The organism is Rhodovulum sulfidophilum DSM 1374 (assembly GCF_001633165.1).
In the GTDB taxonomy this organism is placed as follows: Bacteria; Pseudomonadota; Alphaproteobacteria; order Rhodobacterales; family Rhodobacteraceae; genus Rhodovulum; species Rhodovulum sulfidophilum.
The window spans coordinates 2,827,876-2,847,578 of record NZ_CP015418.1 but is presented as its reverse complement, the minus strand read 5'-3'; the positions used below and the strand labels follow the sequence as shown (position 1 = coordinate 2,847,578).

Annotated in this window: 19 protein-coding genes; 9 read left to right on the top strand and 10 right to left on the bottom strand. The window is 69.2% G+C overall.

Annotation, left to right across the window (positions count from 1 at the left end; translation table 11 throughout):
• Nucleotides 1–97 precede the first annotated feature (97 nt).
• Together A6W98_RS13410 and A6W98_RS13405 are read left to right on the top strand one after the other, a co-directional pair.
• On the top strand, nucleotides 98–748 hold the full coding sequence (locus A6W98_RS13410; RefSeq protein ID WP_231098448.1) for a GntR family transcriptional regulator: 651 nt from the start codon (nucleotides 98–100) through the stop codon (nucleotides 746–748).
• Nucleotides 749–759: 11 nt separating this feature from the next.
• A complete protein-coding gene (locus A6W98_RS13405) occupies nucleotides 760–1,572 on the top strand; it encodes a GNAT family N-acetyltransferase (RefSeq protein WP_247904406.1) in 813 nt (270 codons plus the stop codon).
• A 16-nt stretch (nucleotides 1,573–1,588) separates the two neighbouring features.
• Here A6W98_RS13405 and A6W98_RS13400 read toward each other — a convergent pair whose 3' ends face one another.
• The 10 genes from A6W98_RS13400 to A6W98_RS13360 form a co-directional block, all read right to left on the bottom strand.
• On the bottom strand, nucleotides 1,589–2,677 hold the full coding sequence (locus A6W98_RS13400) for a DUF1513 domain-containing protein (protein WP_042462229.1): 1,089 nt from the start codon (nucleotides 2,675–2,677) through the stop codon (nucleotides 1,589–1,591).
• Nucleotide 2,678: 1 nt separating this feature from the next.
• Complete coding sequence (locus A6W98_RS13395; protein ID WP_081251931.1) at nucleotides 2,679–3,701, bottom strand: imelysin family protein; 1,023 nt, start codon at nucleotides 3,699–3,701, stop codon at nucleotides 2,679–2,681.
• Entirely contained in the window at nucleotides 3,698–5,173 is a 1,476-nt protein-coding gene (locus A6W98_RS13390; protein ID WP_072071695.1) for a di-heme oxidoreductase family protein, read from the bottom strand. Before A6W98_RS13390 ends, A6W98_RS13395 begins: the two co-directional genes overlap by 4 nt.
• 22 nt (nucleotides 5,174–5,195) lie before the next feature.
• Nucleotides 5,196–5,681 (bottom strand): bacterioferritin, encoded by a 486-nt coding sequence (bfr, locus tag A6W98_RS13385; RefSeq protein WP_042462227.1) that lies wholly within the window; start codon nucleotides 5,679–5,681, stop codon nucleotides 5,196–5,198.
• Complete coding sequence (locus A6W98_RS20410; protein ID WP_072071694.1) at nucleotides 5,648–5,923, bottom strand: (2Fe-2S)-binding protein; 276 nt, start codon at nucleotides 5,921–5,923, stop codon at nucleotides 5,648–5,650. Before A6W98_RS20410 ends, bfr begins: the two co-directional genes overlap by 34 nt.
• A 59-nt stretch (nucleotides 5,924–5,982) precedes the next feature.
• Complete coding sequence (locus A6W98_RS13380; protein ID WP_042462225.1) at nucleotides 5,983–7,254, bottom strand: imelysin family protein; 1,272 nt, start codon at nucleotides 7,252–7,254, stop codon at nucleotides 5,983–5,985.
• Between the two features lie 32 nt (nucleotides 7,255–7,286).
• Nucleotides 7,287–7,787 carry a hypothetical protein gene (locus tag A6W98_RS13375; RefSeq protein ID WP_042462223.1) on the bottom strand — a complete coding sequence of 167 codons (501 nt, stop codon included), beginning with the start codon at nucleotides 7,785–7,787 and terminating at the stop codon, nucleotides 7,287–7,289.
• A 310-nt stretch (nucleotides 7,788–8,097) separates the two neighbouring features.
• Nucleotides 8,098–9,201 (bottom strand): S-methyl-5-thioribose-1-phosphate isomerase, encoded by a 1,104-nt coding sequence (gene mtnA / locus A6W98_RS13370; RefSeq protein ID WP_042462221.1) that lies wholly within the window; start codon nucleotides 9,199–9,201, stop codon nucleotides 8,098–8,100.
• A gap of 84 nt (nucleotides 9,202–9,285) precedes the next feature.
• Nucleotides 9,286–10,227, bottom strand: coding sequence for a glucokinase (locus A6W98_RS13365; RefSeq protein WP_042462219.1), 942 nt, complete (start codon nucleotides 10,225–10,227; stop codon nucleotides 9,286–9,288).
• On the bottom strand, nucleotides 10,224–11,567 hold the full coding sequence (locus tag A6W98_RS13360; RefSeq protein WP_042462217.1) for a GH1 family beta-glucosidase: 1,344 nt from the start codon (nucleotides 11,565–11,567) through the stop codon (nucleotides 10,224–10,226). Before A6W98_RS13360 ends, A6W98_RS13365 begins: the two co-directional genes overlap by 4 nt.
• A gap of 449 nt (nucleotides 11,568–12,016) precedes the next feature.
• Here A6W98_RS13360 and A6W98_RS13355 point away from each other — a divergent pair, with 449 nt between their 5' ends.
• From A6W98_RS13355 to A6W98_RS13325, 7 genes are all read left to right on the top strand, one after another.
• A complete protein-coding gene (locus A6W98_RS13355) occupies nucleotides 12,017–13,381 on the top strand; it encodes an ABC transporter substrate-binding protein (protein ID WP_042462215.1) in 1,365 nt (454 codons plus the stop codon).
• A gap of 143 nt (nucleotides 13,382–13,524) precedes the next feature.
• Nucleotides 13,525–14,505, top strand: coding sequence for a carbohydrate ABC transporter permease (locus tag A6W98_RS13350; protein WP_042462213.1), 981 nt, complete (start codon nucleotides 13,525–13,527; stop codon nucleotides 14,503–14,505).
• Nucleotides 14,505–15,644 (top strand): ABC transporter permease subunit, encoded by a 1,140-nt coding sequence (locus A6W98_RS13345; RefSeq protein WP_042462211.1) that lies wholly within the window; start codon nucleotides 14,505–14,507, stop codon nucleotides 15,642–15,644. The genes A6W98_RS13350 and A6W98_RS13345 overlap by 1 nt, the downstream gene beginning before the upstream one ends.
• Nucleotides 15,645–15,660: 16 nt before the next feature.
• On the top strand, nucleotides 15,661–17,301 hold the full coding sequence (locus A6W98_RS13340) for an alpha-amylase family glycosyl hydrolase (protein WP_042465108.1): 1,641 nt from the start codon (nucleotides 15,661–15,663) through the stop codon (nucleotides 17,299–17,301).
• Nucleotides 17,289–18,383, top strand: a complete 1,095-nt coding sequence (locus A6W98_RS13335) for an ABC transporter ATP-binding protein (RefSeq protein WP_042462209.1) — start codon at nucleotides 17,289–17,291, stop codon at nucleotides 18,381–18,383. Before A6W98_RS13340 ends, A6W98_RS13335 begins: the two co-directional genes overlap by 13 nt.
• Before the next feature lie 120 nt (nucleotides 18,384–18,503).
• The gene (locus A6W98_RS13330; RefSeq protein ID WP_155734809.1) at nucleotides 18,504–19,058 is read left to right on the top strand and encodes a hypothetical protein; all 555 of its coding nucleotides are present in this window, start codon (nucleotides 18,504–18,506) and stop codon (nucleotides 19,056–19,058) included.
• 98 nt (nucleotides 19,059–19,156) lie between these two features.
• Nucleotides 19,157–19,702 (top strand): hypothetical protein, encoded by a 546-nt coding sequence (locus A6W98_RS13325; RefSeq protein ID WP_155734808.1) that lies wholly within the window; start codon nucleotides 19,157–19,159, stop codon nucleotides 19,700–19,702.
• Nucleotide 19,703: the final 1 nt, after the last annotated feature.

The following is a 19,703-nucleotide window of genomic DNA, read 5'->3' as shown; positions in this document are numbered from 1 at the left end:
GGGACGCGCCAAGACAGGGGAAGACGAGGAGAACGCCGTGACCGACCGGTCCCCGACACCGCGCCATGAAAGCAGGCGGGCCAGCCGTGCCCGCGACCTGGCCGAGCATCTGACCCGGGCGATCCACGAGCGCCGGCTGGGCCCGGGGATGAAGCTGTCCGAGGATGAGGTGGGCGAGATCTTCGGGGTCAGCCGCACCATCGTGCGGGCGGCGCTGCAGCAGCTTGCGCATGACAACCTGGTCGCCATCGAGCCCCATCGCGGCGCCTTCGTGGCCCAGCCGACCGTGCGCGAGGCGCGCGAGGTGTTCGAGGCGCGCGCCCTTGTCGAACCCCGCACCGCGCGCTCGGCCGCCCTGCGCGCGACGCCGCAGGATATCGGGCTGCTCAGCCACCATATCGCGCAGGAGCACGCGGCGCTGGCGGCGGGCCGGAGCGGGCAGGCGCTGCGCCTGTCGGGGCAGTTCCATATAGAGATCGCGCGGATCGCCGATCAGGCCATCATCGCGGGCTTCATCGCGCAGCTGATCTCGCGCTCGTCGCTGGTGATCGCGCTCTACTGGCGGCGACCGCAGGCGATGTGCGAGAGCCATGCCCATCACGCGCTGATGCGCGCGATGGAGGATCGCGACGGCGACCGGGCCGAAGAGGTGATGAAGGGCCATCTGCTGGACCTGTTGTCGCTGCTCGATCTGCACGAGCCCGTGCCGGTGCCGCTGACGCTGAGGGAGGCTCTGACAGGCGAATGAAACTGCGCAGGATGACGGCCGGGGAACTGCCCGCGGTGCTGGACTGGGCCGCGGAGGAGGGCTGGAACCCCGGGCTCGACGATGCCGCGGCCTTCTACGCGACCGATCCCGGCGGCTTCTTCGTGGCCGAGGTCGAGGGCCGGATCGTGGCCGCGATCTCGGTTGTGAACCATACCGATGCGCTGGCCTTCCTGGGGCTTTACCTCTGCCGGCCGGACTGGCGCGGGCAGGGCATCGGCCATGCGCTCTGGACCCATGCGCTGGCCCATGCGGGGGCGCGGACGGTGGGGCTCGACGGGGTCGAGGCGCAGCAGGGCAATTACCGCAAGAGCGGGTTCGAACCGGCCGGGCGGACGGTGCGCTATGCCGGAGTGCTGCCGGGCCGCGCCCATCCCGGCATCGGGCCGGTGCTGCGCGACGATCTCGGGACGCTGATCGCGATGGAGGCCGGGGCCACCGGCTTCGAGAAGCGCGCCTTCCTGTCGGCCTGGGCGAGCGATACCAAGACCCGGCGCACGCTGGTCTGCCGCGCCGCCGGAGAGATCGCGGGTTTTGCCACGATCCGGGCCTGTCGCGAGGGCTGGAAGATCGGCCCGCTTGTGACCGGGGACACGGCGGTCGCGGCGGCCTTGCTCGAGACCTGCGGCCGCGTCGCCCATGGCGCGCCGGTGATGATCGACGTGCCCGAGCCGAGCCGCTGGCTTGCCGGGCATTGTGCGGGGCTGGGGCTGGCCCCGGTCTTCGGCACGGCCCGGATGTATCGCGGCCCGGCCCCGCAGCCGGGTCCCGTCATCGCGGCGGTGGCGACGCTGGAACTCGGCTGAGCCGGGGGGCGGGCCGTCAGGCGGCGCCCACCGTCACCAGGTGGTTGTCGAAGGCGCGGGCCTGCTGCGTCGTCCAGACCGGATGCAGGTCGCGCAGCCCCATCACCGCCCCGGTCCCGGTCGTGGCGACGAAGCCGCCACCCGCGGCAGGGGCGAGGCCGCAGACATCGCGCGCCTCGATCGCGCCCGCAAACCGCGCCCCGGCAATGTCGAAGACATGCACCCGGCCGCCGCGCGGCGACGAGATCGCGGCCTCGGCCCCGTCCTCCGAGATCGCGACCGAGCCGGCATAGCCCTGCATCGCGGCATGTTCCGCCTCCGGCGCGTCCAGCCAGACCGGCGCGGTTCCCCGCCGGTGCAGCCCCAGAAGCGGCGGCATCTCGGCCCTCGGGCCCTGCCATTGCATGGCGAAGGCGACGGTTCCGCCCGGTCCCAGCGCCAGATGCCGGATCGAGCTCATGTGCCAGTCGGCGGGCGGCGCGATGGTTTCAAGCAGCGTCCCCTCGGTGCTGACATAGGCGAGGTTCGGTTCCATGAACGGGATGTTGAGCTTGGTCCGGCCGCTGTCGGGATGGGTCTCGATGCCGCCATTGGCGATGACCAGGCTCTTCCCGTCGGGCATGAGCTTGATGTCATGCGGGCCGATGCCGTGGCTCTCGAATTCGCCGACCCGAAGATAGCCTGCCTCGGTATCCCAGACCCCGATCACGCCGCGCGCCGTGTCGTAGTCGTTTTCGGCGGTGTACATGTAGCGCCCGTCGGCGGAATAGGCGCCATGGCCGTAGAAATGCCGCCCCTCGGGCGCGTCGAGCACGGCATTCACCCGGCCCTCGCGGCAATCGATCACCAGCGCGAAGGTGCCGGGGCGGCGGGCGAAGGCGGTGGCTTCGGGGCGGATCGGATGGGCGGCGGCGGCATGGCCGCGCTGGGGCAAGGGAAGGCGGAACCGTTCGGCCCCCGCCGCGTCCAGCCCGACCAGCATCTGCCGCCCGTCGCTTTCCTGCGCGGCGCTCAGAAAGGCCGGGCTGCCGGCATCGGCCCAGCCGACCCGGGGGCAGAGCGAGGCGGCAAGCGCCCCGGTCAGGAAGCTTCGGCGATCGGCCATGTCAGTCTCCGTCTCTCGAATTGAACCCGGCGGCGACGCCAAGCGCGGGGCCGAGGCTGGCCCGGCTTTCCTCGGCGATCTCGTGGATCGCCTGTTGCAGGATCTCGACCCTCAGCCGCCCCTGCGGCGTCGTCACCCCGGCAAAGACCGGATCGTCCAGATCGGCCGCGACCCGGTCGGCCCGGTCGAAATCGGCGGTCAGCGCGGCGGCGCTGGCCGGGTCTTCCGAGGCCATCAGCATCGCCAGCTCGCGCATCGCCGCCAGCGTCACCGTCACATTATGCAGCGACCGGCCCGAGCGCCGGCTTTCGGCCCTGCTCGGGCGCGGCCGCTCGAAGGTGCCGAGCGGACGGCCGAGCCTCAGATCGACATCGACCTGCAGCCCCTCATGAAGCGCGGTGAAGAAGGCCTTGAGCACCTCCTTGTCGGTCTTGTAGGGCGTGCCGGGGCCGGGGTTGCGCATCAGATCGGCATAGCCGTTCTGCCAGTCGGCCAGGATCGCGGACGCGAGGGCATGGATGTCGCGCGCCTCGGCCCGGATCAGGGCACAGCCATAGGGCGAGGCCTCGGCGAAATCCGGATCGTAAAGCAGGTATTCGAGCGCGTAGAAGCCCCGCGCCGCGACCGAGACGGTGGCGAAGTCCGCTTCGCTTTCCACCACCGGATCGGCATCGGCGATCAGCCCGGACAGGGTCCTCGGCGTCATCCCGCGCGAGTCGGGCCAGAAGGCCAGCGCGAAGGCGCGATTGTCGGTCTCGGTCGGGCCGAGCCGCAGATGGCTGACCGCAAGCCAGGCATCGAAGGCCTCGTTCCAGGCGGCGCGAAGCGGCTCGGAGCCGGGATCGCAATCGGCCTCGGCCGCGGCTTGCAGCTTGGCGGTCGAGGCTTCGAACCGGGCGAAACCGGGCAGCACATGGCGGTCGATCACCGCATCGGCAATATCGGCGGGCGCGGCAGCGAGAGGGCTGGCCAAGGGGGTGGCGCCGAGCGCCAGCGCGAAGGCAAGGACGGTTCTTCGGATCATAGGCTCTCCAGGAAACGGATCAGGGCGGCACGGTCGCTGGCGGGCATCGTCGCGACCCGGTCGCGGGCGGGGGCGGCCTCGCCACCATGCCAGAGCACGGCTTCAAGCAGGGTCCGGGCGCGGCCGTCATGCAGATAGCCCGCCTGCGGTTCCAGCGCACGGGCCAGCCCCAGACCCCAGAGCGGCGGCGTGCGCCATTCCCGCCCCGAGGCCCCGGCACCGCCCCCGGCCAGACCCTCGCCCATGTCATGGAGCAGAAGATCGGTATGGGGCCAGATCAGCTGAAAGCTCAGCGCGGGCGCCTCGGGCAGGCGGCGGGTGACGAAGGCGGGGCGGTGACAGGCGGCGCAGCCGGTATCGTGGAACAGCTTCTTGCCCGCCAGCACCTCGGGCGCATCCGCGTCGCGCCGGGCCGGCACGGCGGTATGGCGGGCATGCCGGGTCACCAGATCGAGCGCGGTGGCCGAGATCTCGAAGCCGTCCTGTTCGGGATCGCCGCCATCGGGCGCGGCGCGGCAACCGGTCTGGACCGGGGTGCAGTCGCCATGGCCCGAAGGGTAAAGCGGCGAGCTCAGCCCGATGTCATGGGCGAAGGCATGGGCGATCTGGGCCTGAAGCGTCGGCTGCGCGGCGGTCCAGCCGAAGCGGCCCAAGACCGGCTGGCCCCCGGGGCCGGGCAGCAGACTGGCCCGCCCGGAAATGCCGTCGCCATCGGCATCATCGGGATCGGCCAGCGCAAGGATCGCCTGTTCGGGGATCGCCTCGAGCAGCCCCAGCCCGGCCAGCCCGGGCGCGATGCGCGGGCTGATGACGGTGGCCTCGTCCAGCGGGCCGAAACCGGGCTCGGCCAGCTCATAGCGGGGCCGGCGCAGAGTCGCGCTTTCGCCCTCGGACAGCGTGACCGCGATCTCGTCATAGGCGACCCGGGGGCGGCCTTCGGCGGTTTGCCCGGGCAGGCCCAGCGGCTGGATCTGGCGGCCATAGACCGGGTCGGGATGCGCGCTCAGATAGCCCTCGATGGCGGCCGGGTCGGGGACCCCGAGCTGAAGCATAAGTGCTGCGGGCAGGTCTCCGGGGCCCGCAGGCGCCGCGCCGCGGCCGCCGCCCGGATGGCAGGCCAGGCAGGAGCGCGCGTTGAACAGTGGCCCGAGCCCGTCCGAGGCGATGGTCGAGGCGGGGGCCGAGACCCAGCCGCGGTCGAAAAGCGCCTGCCCGCCGCGAAAGTCGAGCCCCTCGCCCGGGGGCAGGTTTGCCAGCGGCGAAGAGAAGGCCGCCGCCCCCGCGACCGTGCCCGCCCCGCCTGCCAGCGCCTCGAAGGGCTGCGGGCGCGTGAAATCGCGCGGCAGGGCGGTTGCCTGTGCGATGCGGGCCTGTTCGGCGGCGGTGAAGGGCAGGGCGGTGAAAGGCAGGGGGGACAGAGCCGGGCCGGTGACCACCTGGGTCAGGGGGCCGGCGACGGCCGCCGACCCCATCCAGATCCCGAGAAGGGCGGCCTTACCCGGCCTCGTCCATCTTCGAGGCGTTGAGCAGCGCGTAATTCTCGTCACCGACACGGCCGTAAAGGTCGAGCTGGGTTTCCAGGAAGTCGATATGGCCTTCCTCATCGGCCAGAAGCTCATCGAACAGCTCCTTGGTGACATGATCGCCGACCTCGGCGCAGTATTCCCGCGCTTCCTTGTAAAGCGCACGGGCATCCTGTTCGGCGGCCAGATCGCATTCGAGGGTCTCCTTGGGGGTCTGCCCGATCCGGAGCGGGTCGAGCTTCTGCAGGTTCGGGTGGCCTTCGAGGAACAGGATCCGCGCCATCAGCTTGTCGGCGTGGTTCATCTCTTCGATGCTTTCCTCGCGGCTCTTCTTGGCCATGTGGCCGAGCCCCCAGTCATCCTGCAGACGGTAGTGAAGCCAGTACTGGCTGATGGCGGTGAGTTCGCTGCGGAGCGCGCTGTTCAGGTATTCGATGACCTTGGGGTCGCCTTGCATGAGGTCTTGTCCTTTCGATGCTGGGGCCTGAGGTTCTGTAGGTCCGGTGGAACCTCAAGATTAGCGTTTGCGCGCATCGTGTCTAGGAAGAGAGTCATGCAGTCGCCGCAGTCGGCACGTTTGCCGAGCGAACGGAATACCTTGCCAGGGGTGACGATGGTCTTGGGATCCGACGCCCGCATCCAGTCGATGGCGGCGTTGATGTCGTGATCGGTGATGCACTGGCAGTGACAGACGATCATGCGGGGGGCTCCTTCAGGAAGGCCCGGGGCCCCGCGAACGGGGCCCCGGGGTCAGAACCTCACTGGAAAACGGCGGTCGGGTTGTCGAGGCTGTCCGAGCCCTCGACCGAGACCCCGCCGACGCCGAGCGCCTCGACCACGCGCTCGATGCTGGCGGTCTGGGCGACCAGCCCGTTCACGCCGCCCATGATCAGCGCCTCGCCGGCCTCGTTGCCGCGGGCCAGCATCTGGTCATAGGCAAAGCCCGCCTCGGCGGCGGTCTTCAGCCGGGCAAGCGCGGCCATGGTGGTGTCGAGCTTCATCTTCATCTCGGCGTCGAGATCGGCATCCTTCGCCGCGACCAGATCCGAGACCGAGGGCCCCGAGACCTCGGTGCCGTCGATCCGGGTATAGCTGCCCAGATAGACGTTCCGGATGCCCAGCCCGTCATAGTAATGGCTGTTATGGGTGTTGTCCGAGAAGCAGTCATGCTCTTCCTCGGGGTCGTTCAGCATCAGCCCGAGGCGCATCCGCTCGCCGGCCTGCTCGCCATAGGACAGGCTGCCCATGCCGGTCAGGATCGCCGAAAGCCCGGCCGCGCTATCGGCCATCACCGCCTCGCGGGCCTCGCCGCCCTCTTGCCATTGCGCCACCATCCAGCCGAGATCGGAGACCAGAAGGTCGGTCGCGGCCTTGAGATAGGCGCCGCGCCGGTCGCAATTGTCGTTGGTGCAGGCCTCGCCCTCGGCATAATCGGTCCAGGACCGCTGGCCCGCGCCCGCGTCGGTGCCGTTCAGATCCTGGCCCCAAAGCAGGAATTCGATGGCGTGATAGCCGGTCGCGACATTGGCCTCGATCCCGTCGGCCTCATGCAGCGTCTCGGCCAGCAATTCGGGGGTGATCTCCGAGGCGTCGACGGTCTCGCCCGCGATCTCGAAGCTCGGCGAGGCGATGACGTTGATCGCGGCCAGCGGGTTCTCGTCGGTCGCGCCGCCATAGCCGGCATCGACATAGTCGATCAGCCCCTCGTCGAGCGGCCAGGCATTCACCTTGCCCTCCCAGTCATCGACGATCGGGTTGCCGAAGCGGAAGGCCTCGCTTTGCTGATAGGGAACGCGGGCGGCCAGCCAGGCGCGGCGCGCGGCGTCGAGCGCCTGCGGCGAGGGCTCGGCGACCAGCGCGTCCACCGCCTTTTGCAGCCGCTCGGCGCCGGTCAGCGCATCGCCATAGGTGGCGGCGGCGATGTCGGCATAGGTGGACAGCACCGCATCCGGGGCCGGGGCGTCGGCCAGGGCTGCCGTCCCGGCCAGTCCCATGGCCAGCGTGCAGGTGGCGAGCGTCGGTTTCGTCATGCGTTCCCTTCCTTCTGTCTTCGGGTCTTGCGTCAGTGCAGTGTTGCCCGGCGCGAGGGCCGGACGTTCGGGGCGCTGTCGGGCGCCCTTCGGGCCGATACCGCGGCAAGCGCGAGGCGCCGGAGCGCCATCGCCAGCCGCGCCGCCGGATCGACCAGGCCCGGCGCCATGTCGGCCCGGACCAGCATCGTCGCCATCAGCATCGCATCTTCGCGATCTCCCGCGCCGGCGGCGGCGACAAAGGTTGCAAAACAGGATTCGTCTGCCCCCAGGCAGGGGCAGGAGGCCGAGTGCCGCATCAGCGGCCGTCGGCCATACATGGCGCAGAGCGAACAGATCATGTGCAGGCTGTCGGCCGCATCGCTGCCCTGACGCGGCCCGAGCCGGTCCGAGAACTCGCTGCGCAGACGCTCCTGCGCGTCGTCGCCATCGGCCCAGAGCCGGAGACAGCGCACCGCGCCCGCCTCCACCGGATCAAGATCGTCGAGAAAGCCCACGGCGGCGCTGCCGCGGCGATTTGGATCGGCATTCATCTGTCGGTTCTCCTCAGCATCCGGCCAGGCCGGAGCCGGGCTGACCCGCCCTGCCTGTACCGTCATGTCCTGGTCGGTCAGAATGCCCGGGCCTTCCGTCAGGTGGGTTCGGGTCGGTGTTCGCGTTGGCTAGAAAGCTGACGAAAATGCTCGGATAAGTCAACCTGAGTTTTTCTCTCGGATAAACGTCGGGCCGCCCCGCGACTGGCCCCGACTGCCCCGGGGCCGCCCCTTCGGCGCCACGCCGAAACGAAACAGGGGCGCGCCAGACCGGCACGCCCCTGCAGGGAAACGCGGTTGCGGCGGGGGCTCAGCCCACCTTCAGCGCCGCGCGTTCGGGAAAGAGGCGCGCCAGGCCCTCGGCGCTGGCCTCGGCCACGCCGCGCTCGGTGATCAGCCCCGAGACCAGCCGTGCGGGCGTCACGTCGAAGGCCGGGTTGCGCGCGGGCGTGCCATCGGGCGAGATCTGCACCAGCCCGACCACGCCGCCCGGCATCCGGCCCTGGACATGGGTGACTTCTCCGCCGTCGCGTTCCTCGATCGGGATCTCCTTCACCCCGTCGCGCACCGTCCAGTCGATGGTGGGCGAGGGCAGGGCCACGTAGAAGGGCACGCCGTTGTCCTTCGCGGCCAGGGCCTTCAGATAGGTGCCGATCTTGTTGCAGACATCGCCCTGCGCCGTGGTGCGGTCGGTGCCGACGATGCAGAGGTCGATCTCGCCATGCTGCATCAGGTGGCCGCCGGCATTGTCGACGATCAGATCATGGCTGACACCGTGATGGTTCATCTCCCAGGCGGTGAGCTGGGCGCCCTGGTTGCGGGGCCGGGTCTCGTCGACGAAGACATGGACATCGATGCCGGCCTCGAGCGCGTGATAGATCGGCGAGGTCGCGGTGCCCCAGTCGACCGTGGCCAGCCAGCCCGCATTGCAATGGGTCAGCACATTGACCCGCCTGCCGCCCTTCCGCTCGGCGATGGCGCGGATCAGCTCGAGCCCGTTCAGCCCGATCTGCCGGTTGATCTCGACATCCTCGTCGCAGATCTCGGCGGCGCGGCGGAAGGCGGCCTCGGCGCGGTCGGCCGGGGCCAGCGGTTTCAGCACCCGTGTCATCTCGTCAAGCGCCCAGCGCAGGTTGATCGCGGTCGGCCGGGTGGCGTGCAGCACCTCCCAGGTCTCGGCCAGCGCCGCGTCCGAGGCGTCATGGGCCATCTGCACTGCCACCCCATAGGCGGCCGTGGCCCCGATCAGCGGCGCGCCCCGGACCCACATGTCGCGGATCGCCGAGGCGAAATCCTGCCGGTTGCTCAGCGCCACGATCCGCAGCTCGTGCGGCAGCCAGCGCTGGTCGATGATCTTCACTGTTCCATCGGCCTCGCGCCAGATGGAGCGATAATGGGTCCCGTCGATCTTCATGGCCCCTCGGTCCTTTCCTTCACCCTGTCCACCCCGCCGTCTTTTCGCCTGCCCGGTGCCGGTGCGAAAACGCGGTCAGTCGTCTCACTCGGTCCTTGCCAGAAAGCTTGCGCATCCGGTCAGCGCCGCGAAATCGTCGATCACGGTCGAGACCCGGAACTCGGCCATCAGCGCCGAGAACCGGCCCTTGCGCCGGAACGTCCCGGCAAAGCCCATCGCCCCGGCATGGGGCGTGACCGCGCGGGCCATGCCGCCGATCAGGTAGATCCCGCCATAGGGCAGATGCTGCAGCGCCAGATCGCCCGCGACCGTGCCCAGAAGCCGCACGAAAGTCTCGGCCGCCCGGAGCGCCTGGGGATCGGTGTCGAGCGCGGCCAGAACGCCATGGCCGTCCAGCTTGCGTGGCGTTCCGGCCCCGGCCGTCGCCCAGTCGTACAGGCGCCCGAGCCCGCGCCCCGACAGCGCCTCTTCGACCGCGGCGAAGCCGTCGGCTCCGGCCAGGAATTGCGCCAGCGACAGCGCCTCGGCATCGGCGACCGGCAGCGAGACCTGGCCCGCCTCGGCCTCGCCGACCATCAGCCCGCCCGGCAGCGCATGCACCGCCGCCGCGTTGAACCCGGTGCCGATGCCGATCACCAGCCGCGTCGCGCCGGGCTGGGCGGGGCCGTCCAGGACCGGCACCAGCGCCTCGGGCGCGAGCTGATCGAGCGCATGGCCCTGGGCGGCCAGATCGTTCAGAAGCTTGACCCGCGGTGTGCCGCTGACCCGCGCGATGGCGGCTTCCTCGATCGTCCAGTCGAGATTGGTCAGCCGCCCCCGCCCGTGCCGGACCGGCCCGGCCAGCGCCGCGCAGGCGCCCGCGATCTCGGGCGAGCCCGCTTCCCGCAGATAGTCGGTCAGCACGTCGGTCAGGTCGGCATGGTCGGCATTGCGGTAGCGCCGGACCGTATCCGGCATCAGACCGGGCCCTTCGGCCAGAGCGACACGGGTATTGGTGCCCCCGATATCGGCAACGAGCGATGTCACGGCGCGGCATCCTCCAGCATGCGTCTCAGCGCGTGGTAGGACGCCTTGGGGGTGCGCTGCAAGCTCTCGAAATCGACATGGACGAGGCCGAAGCGCCTGTCATAGCCGAAGGCCCATTCGAAATTGTCCAGCAGCGACCAGATGATATAGCCCTTCAACGGCACCCCGCCGGCAATGGCCTCGCGCGCGGCGGCCAGATGGCTCGACAGGTAGGCGATGCGGTCCTCGTCGCGGATCTCGGGGCCGTCCTTGCCCATGACGAGGGCGTCGGGCGCGGCCATGCCGTTCTCGGTCACGTAAAGCGGCAGATCGCCGGTATGGCTGCCGCTGATCCAGCGCAACAGGTCCGGCAGGGCCATCGGCGCGATTTCCCAGCCCATGTCGGTCTTGCGCCCCGGCCCGGGCCTCTCGGCCCAGTTGGGCCAGGGGCCGGGGGCATGGGCGATGCGCTTGACGGTGTAATAATTCACGCCGAGCCAGTCGATCGGCGCCGAGATCGCCGCCATGTCGGCCTGCCATCCCGGCGGCAGATGCGGTCCGAGCCCCTCGAGCGCCGGTTCGGGATAGTGCCCGCGGGTCACGCCGCCCAGAAAGAAGCGGTTGAAGACCGCGTCATAGCGCAGGCTCGCCGCACGCGCTTCCTCGCCGGGTTCGGCCGGGAAGGCGGGTTCGAAATTCAGCACGATCCCGATCTCGCCGACCCCGGAGGCGCGCAGCGCGGCGAGGCTCAGCCCGTGGCCCAGCGCCAGGTGGTGCATCGCCCGGGCGGTGGCGCGGATGTCGCGCAGGCCCGGCGCATGGCCGCCCTCGAAATGCGCGAGCCATCCCGCGCACCAGGGTTCGTTGACGGTGGCCCAGGACCAGACCCGGTCGCCCAGCCTGTCCGCCATCAGCGCCGCGAAATCGGCAAGGCGGAGCGCCGTGTCGCGATTGGCCCAGCCGCCCAGATCGGCCAGCGCCGAGGGCAGGTCCCAGTGATAGAGCGTCAGCGCGGGTTTCAAGCCCCGCGCCAGCGTCGCGTCGACCAGCCGGTCGTAGAAGTCGAGCCCGGCGGCATTCGGCGCCCCCGCCCCCTCGGGCAGCACCCGCGGCCAGGAGGTCGAGAAGCGGTAGATGTCGAAGCCTGCGGCTGCGACCAGATCGAGATCGGCCTCGTAGCGGGTGAGGTGATCGCAGGCCCGTGCCCCGGTCGCGCCATGCGCGACATTGCCGGGCGTGGCGGCGAAGCTGTCCCAGTGGCAGGGGCCGGCGCCGCCCTGGGCCGCGCCCTCGATCTGATAGGCCGAGGTGGCGGTTCCGAACAGGAAACCGGGCGGAAAATCGGCGCGGGTCGGGATCATGCGCTCCTCCGGGGCGGGCCGGGGGCCGGGCTTTTGCCTCGGCCGGTCCCGGCGGGTCAAGGGGCCGGGGCGTTGGGCGGGGGTGCTGCGATCTGGTTCGCCTGCATGCTTGCCTTCGGGACGGGGCGCGTCAAGCCTGCCGCCGCGTTTCCCGGACAGAGCGGGGAAAAGCGGGCCGTTACGGGCGACGTGCGCGGACAGACGCGGAGCGGCGCAAGCGGGCAGGGGGCGGACGAATCGGGCAGCTGCAACGTCTTTCCGGGATGCGGCAGGGCCATGCCTCGCGCCTCGGTTGACAGCTTCGCGACCATCGGCCACCGTTCTGAGGCGACTCCCCCCGGGGCGTGCCTGCCCCCGGACGGGAGCAAGACGACATGACGGCAAGATAAAACGACAAGATAAAACGACAGGGGCCTGTCCGGTTCGGTCAGGTCCGAGGGGAGGTCGATATGCAACTGATCGCGATGGCGGGCCCTGTGGCCGCCGCGCTGACCCTTGCGGCGGGGGCGGCCCATGCGCAGGGCCTCGTATTCACCCCCGGCGAGGATGACCGGTTCTCGTGGCCAAGCTATGAGGCCTTTGCCGAAAGCCACGATCTGAGCGGGAAGACGCTCGACATCTCGGGGGTCTGGACCGGCCCCGACAAGGACCTGGTGGAAAGCGTGCTGGCCTATTTCGAGGCCGCGACCGGTGCCCGGGTGCGCTATTCGGGCTCGGAAAGCTTCGAACAGGATATCGTCATCGCGGCCCAGGCCGGATCGGCGCCAAATATCGCGGTATTCCCGCAGCCGGGGCTGGCCGCCGACATGGCACGGCGCGGCTTTCTTTCGCCGCTGGGTGCGGACACGGCCGACTGGGTGCGGGCCAATTACGCCGCGGGCGAGAGCTGGGTCGATCTGGGCACCTACGAGGACGAGATCGGCGCCGAGGCGCTGTACGGCTTCTTCTACAAGATCGACGTGAAATCGCTGGTCTGGTACGTGCCGGACGCCTTTGCCGAGGCAGGCTACGAGGTGCCCGACACGCTGGAGGATCTCAAGGCGCTGACCGAGCGGATCGCCGAGGAGGGCGGGACGCCCTGGTGCATCGGGCTGGGCTCGGGCGCGGCCACCGGCTGGCCCGCGACCGACTGGGTCGAGGACCTGATGCTGCGCCGCGAGGCGCCCGGGACCTATGATGCCTGGGTCAGCCACCAGATCCCGTTCAACGACCCCGCGGTGGTCGGCGCGATCGAGGATTACGGCTGGTTCGCGCGGAACGACGCCTATGTCGAGGGCGGCGCGCAGGCAGTCGCCACCACCGATTTCCGCGAAAGCCCGGCCGGGCTCTTCACCTTCCCGCCGGGCTGCTACATGCACCGCCAAGCGAGCTTCATCGACACCTATTTTCCGGAAGGCAGCGAAATCGGGCTCGATGTCGATTTCTTCTACTTTCCCGCCTATGCCGAACGCGATCTCGGCAGGCCGGTTCTGGGTGCGGGCACGCTCTGGGCGATCACCCGCGAGAGCGAGGCCGCGCATGTCTTCATCGACTTCCTGAAGACCCCCATCGCGCATGAGGTCTGGATGGCGCAGTCGGGCTTCCTGACGCCCTTCACCGGCGCCAGTCCCGAGGCCTACGCGACCGACAGCATGCGGGCGCAGGGCGAGATCCTGACCAGCGCCACCACCTTCCGCTTCGATGGCTCGGATCTGATGCCGGGCGAGATCGGGGCGGATGCGTTCTGGAAGGGCATGGTCGCCTACACCACCGGCCGGAGCGATGCCGAGACCGCGGCGCAGGAAATCGAGCGGCGCTGGAACGCGATCCGCTAAAGCGCGCCCGCCTGTCCGGGGTCGCCTTGACGGGGCGCTGGCCTCGGGGGCTGCGGGCGCGTTCGAGGGAGGGGGCCCGGAGAAAGGGGCGGGCCCGGGAAGCAACGCCGGAGATGCCGGCAAGCCGCGCGAAAGGAGCGCCGATGTCGCCGCTGCTGCAGGGGATCGCGACGATCCTGATCGGGGTCGGGGGCTGCGTCGGCTATTTCTACGGCGCCAATCTGCTGCTCGACCGGGTGATCTTTCCGCCCTCGGGCCGCGATCCGGGAGCCAACATCTCGCGCGCGAATGCCGTCAGGCCCTGGCTGTTCATGGCGCCGGCGATGGCGGCGCTGGGGCTTTACCTCGTCTATCCGGTCCTGGGCTCGTTCTGGCGCTCGCTGTTCAACCGCGACGGCGGGAGCTTCATCGGCCTTGGCAATTACACCGACCTGGCCGCCGATCCGGCCTTCCGCACCGCGGTTCTCAACAACCTTCTCTGGGTGCTGGTGGTGCCCGCGGCCTCGACCTTCCTCGGGCTTGTCGCGGCGCAGCTGACCGACCGCATCCGCTGGGGCAACATCGCCAAGTCGATCATCTTCATGCCGATGGCGATTTCCTTCGTCGGCGCCTCGCTGATCTGGAAATTCGTCTACGCCAACGAGGCCGATATCGGGCTTCTCAACGCGATCCGGGCGGCGCTGGGATTCGACGATCCGATAGACGTGATCCAGATCCCGTTCTGGAACAACTTCTTCCTGATGGCGATCCTGATCTGGATCCAGACCGGCTTTGCCATGGTGATCCTGTCGGCCGCGCTGCGCGGCATTCCCGACGAGACCATCGAGGCCGCGATCCTCGACGGCGCCAATCCGTTCCAGATCTTCTTCCGGATCATGGTGCCGCAGATCACCGGCACCATCCTCGTGGTCTGGACCACCATCACCATCCTGGTGCTGAAGGTCTTCGACATCGTCTACACCATGACCGGCGGCAATTTCGGCACCCAGATCCTGCCCAGCTACATGATGAGCTACATGTTCAAGGATGACGGCCGCGCCACCGCCGTGGCCTTCGTGATCATGCTGATCGTGCTGCCGGTGATGGTCTGGAACATCCTTCAGGCCCGCAAGGAGATGCGGTGATGGCGGGACATGCGGGGCGGAAATCGGGGCTGGTCTGGGCGGTGCACCTGAGCGTGGCGGCGCTGGTCGTGATCTGGCTGTTGCCGACCGTGGGGCTGTTGGTGTCCTCCTTCCGCGATCGCGACCAGATCTCGGCCTCGGGCTGGTGGAAGGCGCCGCTGCCGGTCGAACAGACCTACCGGGTCCGCACCGATCCGGAGGCGGCGGTCGAGCGCCACGGGCGGGTCATCCTCAGCGGCAATGTCTTCGACAGCGAGGACAGCGCCGGGGCGGGCACCGTCACGGGCTTCGGCGTCACGGGCCGCGCGCCCGCCGAATTCGCCCCGGGCGAGAGCGCGCCCCTGCGCGGCGGCGGCCGGCTGACGGTGGCGCCCGATGGCAGCTTCACCGCCGAGGCCGGGTCGCCCTTCGGCCGGCGCGGGCCCACGATCTATTTCGAGGCCGCGAGCCCGCCCAAGGTCACGCTCGACAATTACCGCATGGTTCTGGGCGCCGACGGCATGGACCGGGCCTTCATCAACACGCTGACGGTGACGATCCCGGCCACGGTCATCCCGATCCTGATCGCGGCCTTCGCGGCCTATGCGCTGTCCTGGATGGAGTTCCCGGGCCGGGGCCTTCTGATCGCGGCGGTGGTCGGGCTTCTGGTGGTGCCGCTGCAACTGGCGCTGGTGCCGCTTCTGCGGCTGCATGAGACGGTGGGGATCGGCCAGAGCTTCATGGGCATCTGGTTCGCCCATACCGGTTTCGGTCTGCCGCTGGCGGTCTATCTCTTGCGCAACTACATGGCCGGTCTGCCGCGCGACATCATCGAAAGCGCCAGGGTCGACGGTGCCACCGATTTCCAGGTCTTCACCCGGATCGTGCTGCCGCTGAGCTTTCCGGCGCTGGCAAGCTTCGCGATCTTCCAGTTCCTCTGGACCTGGAACGACCTCCTGGTGGCCAAGGTCTTCCTGCCCGCCGCCTCGGAAACCAAGGTGATGACGGTCAAGATCGCCGATGACCTCCTGGGCTCGTACGGGGGCGACTGGGGCATCCTTGCGGCGGCGGCCTTCATCTCGATGGCGGTGCCGCTGGTCGTCTTCTTCGCGCTGCAACGCTATCTGGTGCGCGGCCTTCTGGCCGGGTCGGTGAAATGAGGAGGCGGCCTTGGCGCTGAGCGAGGACCCCGACTGGTGGCGCGGCGCGGTGATCTACCAGATCTACCCGCGCAGCTTTCAGGATTCGAATGGCGACGGGATCGGCGATCTCGGCGGCATCCTCGCGCGGCTGCCGCATGTCGTCTCGCTCGGCGTCGACGCGATCTGGATCTCGCCCTTCTTTCCCTCGCCGATGAAGGATTTCGGCTACGACATCTCGGAATATTGCGACGTCGATCCGATGTTCGGCAGCCTTGCCGATTTCGACGCGCTGGTCGCGGCCGCGCATGGGCTGGGGCTGAGGGTGCTGATCGACCTGGTGCTGTCGCATTCCTCGGACCGCCATCACTGGTTCGTCGAAAGCCGCTCGAGCCGCGACAATCCGAGGGCCGAGTGGTATGTCTGGTCGGACCCGAGGCCCGATGGCACGCCGCCCAACAACTGGCTGTCGATCTTCGGCGGGTCGGCCTGGAGCTGGGACCCGGGGCGCGAACAGTATTACCTGCATAATTTCCTGGCCTCGCAGCCCGACCTGAACCTGCATTGCGAGGCGGTGCAGCAGGCGATCTTCGAGACCGCGCGGTTCTGGCTGGATCGCGGCGTCGATGGCTTTCGCCTCGACACCATCAATTTCTACTTCTGTGACAAGGAGTTGAGATCCAATCCTGCGCTGCCGGTCGAAGACCGCAATGACAATATCGCGCCACGGGTGAACCCCTATAATCACCAGCTGCATCTTTATGACAAGAACCAGCCAGAAAATATTGAATTCCTGAAAAAATTCAGATCCATCCTGGATGAGCACGGCGCCGTCGCCCTGGGCGAGGTGGGCGATGCGCAAAGCGATCTGGAAATCCTCGGGCAATATACCTCGGGCGGCGACAAGGTGCAGATGTGCTATGCCTTCGATTTCCTCGCCTCGACGCCTTTGACCGCCGCGCGCATCGCCGCCGTCTATGAGCGGCTCGACCGGGTCGCGGGCGATGGCTGGGTCTGCTGGGCGCTGTCGAACCATGACGTCATCCGCCACCCGACCCGCTGGAACCTGTCGCCCGCAGCGCTTCGCGGGTTCCTGACCCTGACGCTCTGCCTCAAGGGGACGGTCTGTCTTTATCAGGGCGAGGAGCTGGGCCTGCCCGAGGCCGATGTGCCCTTCGAGGCGCTGCAGGACCCTTACGGCATCGCCTTCTGGCCCGAATTCAAGGGCCGTGACGGCTGCCGTACGCCGATGGTCTGGGCCGCCGAGGACCTGCATGCCGGGTTTTCGCGCGCGCCGCGCACCTGGCTGCCGATCCCCGAGACCCATATCGGGATGGCCGTGGCGGCACAGGAACATGCGCCCGAGGCGCCGATCCACCATTACCGCCGCGCCATCGCCTTTCGCCATGCCAATCCGGTGCTGGCGCGGGGTCGGATGGAACAGGTCCGCGCCGAGGGCAACGTGCTGTCCTTCCGGCGCTGCGACGATGCGGCCGAGATGTTCGTGGCGATCAATCTGGATGAAAACCCGGCTGCCATGCCCGCCCCCGACGGCGACTGGCGGCCGCTGGGCGCCGAAATCAACGCGGCCCGGCCGGGGGCGGACGGGCTGGTGCATCTGGGGCCCTGGCAGCCCTCGCTCATGATACGGCGAAAGGAGACGGGATGGCGGGTCTGACACTCAGCGGCGTGGGCAAGAGCTATGGCGCGGTCGAGGTGCTGAAGGGGATCGACCTCGAGATCGAGACCGGCGAGCTGGTGGTGTTCGTGGGGCCCTCGGGCTGCGGCAAGTCCACGCTTCTGCGGATGATCGCGGGGCTCGAAGGCATCACCGCGGGCAGGCTGACGATCGACGGGGTGCCCATGAACGATGTGCCGCCGGCGCAGCGCGGCATCGCCATGGTGTTCCAGTCCTACGCGCTTTACCCGCATATGAGCGTGCGCGACAACATGGCCTTCGCGCTGAAGATCGCGGGGCAGTCGCGCGACGAGATCGACGCCGCCGTGACCCGGGCCGCGCGCATGCTGCAGCTGGAGCCCTATCTCGACCGGCTGCCCAAGGCGCTGTCGGGCGGGCAGCGCCAGCGCGTGGCCATCGGCCGGGCCATCGTGCGCGACCCCAAGGTCTATCTCTTCGACGAGCCGCTGTCCAATCTCGACGCGGCGCTGCGCGTGGCCACCCGGATCGAGATCGCCCAGCTGAAGGAGGCGATGCCCGACAGCACGATGATCTATGTCACCCATGACCAGGTCGAGGCGATGACGCTGGCCAGCCGCATCGTGGTGCTGGCCGACAAGGGCGTGGCCCAGGTCGGCCCGCCGCTCGAGCTTTACGAGAAGCCGCGCTCGGAATTCGTGGCGCAGTTCATCGGCAGCCCGGCGATGAACCTGCTGGAGGGCGCGATTTCGGGCACCGGCGAGACGACCGAGGTGCGGCTGACGGCGGGCGGCGGCACGATCCGGGCGCGGGTGCCGACCGAGCCCGGCGACAAGGGCCGCAAGGTCCGGGTCGGCATCCGCCCCGAGGACATGGCGGCGACCGATGGCGCGGATTACGCCTTCGAGGGCCGGGTCGAGATCCTCGAGGCCCTGGGCGAGGTCACCCAGCTCTATTTCGAACGCGAAGACCCCGAGGCCGATCCGGTGATCGCCAAGCTGTCCGGGGTCCATGCCGGGCTGCGCGGCAAGACCCTCAGGATGACCGCCGATCCGGGCCGTGTGCATCTTTTCGCCGGCGGGCGGTCGCTGCTCTGGCGATAGCCCGCCGAGGCGCGCGGGCGGCGCTTGACGGGGCGCGGGGCAGGGCCGAGAAGGGCGCGAAAGCCCTCCTGGTGCCGGATCTGCCCGGGACGGGCAACCATGAAGGAAGGATCCCCTCCGATGCCGCGTTCTATGGCCCGCCGGTCGCTGCTTGCCGCGCTTCCGCTCTTGTTTCTGGGGGGCTGTGTCCAGACCGGGCCGATGGGCTCGATGGCGCCCGGGGTGATCGGCCCGGTGGCGCCCGGCAGCATCTGGGCGGGCCGGATCGGCCGTGTCACCGGCACCGACGGGATGGTCGACAATCCGCTCTGGACGGCCGAATTCTCGGAGCCGGGCTTCCGGTCGGATCTGGCAAGCTCGCTGACGCGGGCGGGGATAATGACCCCGGGCGGGACCAACAGGCTGAATGCCGATGTCGAAAGCGTGACCCAGCCCCAGACCTGGACGAAGGTACAGGTGACGATGGTGGTGCATTACACCATCCATGACGCGACCGGCCGGACCGTGTTCGACCAGACCGTGACGACCTCCTATACCTCGCCGCTGGGGCAGTCGGTGCGCGGCATCGACCGGCTGCGGATTGCCAGCGAAAACGCCGCCAAGGACAATATCGCGCTGCTCCTGCATGCGCTTGGCGCCAGCGCCGAGGGCGCGCCAACGGGTGGGCCGTTCTGAGCCCGGCCGGTTGCGGCAAGCGGTCGTCTCGCGGGGTGGCTCGGGTCTGGCATTCTATTTGAGACGCCGCCCGGCGCGGCCCGTGACGGAAGAGGGCCATGCCTATGATCCGTCCTTTCGGACCGCTTGCGCTTTGTGCGGTTCTGGTCGCCTGCGCCCATGGCGCGGACGAGACCGCGATGGTCCCCGCCGCGATCGCGCCGCTCTCGCCGGGCAACCCGCATCGCGGCGCGATTTCCGATATCGAGACCGCGGGCGGCAAGGAGACCAATCCGGCGCTGGCCTCGCAGATCGCCGATGCCGATTTCAAGGCGGCGCTGCGCAGCGCGCTGCTGTTGTCGGGCGCCCTGTCGGCCTCGGGGCGCTATGTGCTGAGCGCCGAGATCGAGGACATCACCCTGCCGCTTTTCGGGGTCGACATGCAGGTCGGGCTGACGGTGCGCTACCGGTTGCAGGACCGCGCCGGCAAGACCCGCTGGGAACGGCGCATCGTCACCCGCCATACCGCGCGGCTGGGCGAGGCCTTCCTCGGGTCCGAGCGGCTGCGCTATGCCAATGAGGGCGCGGCGCGCGAGAATATCGCGGCCTTCCTGCGTGCGCTTGGCGCCGAGGCACGGGCCGGGGGCGTTGCGGGCGTCTCGTAGC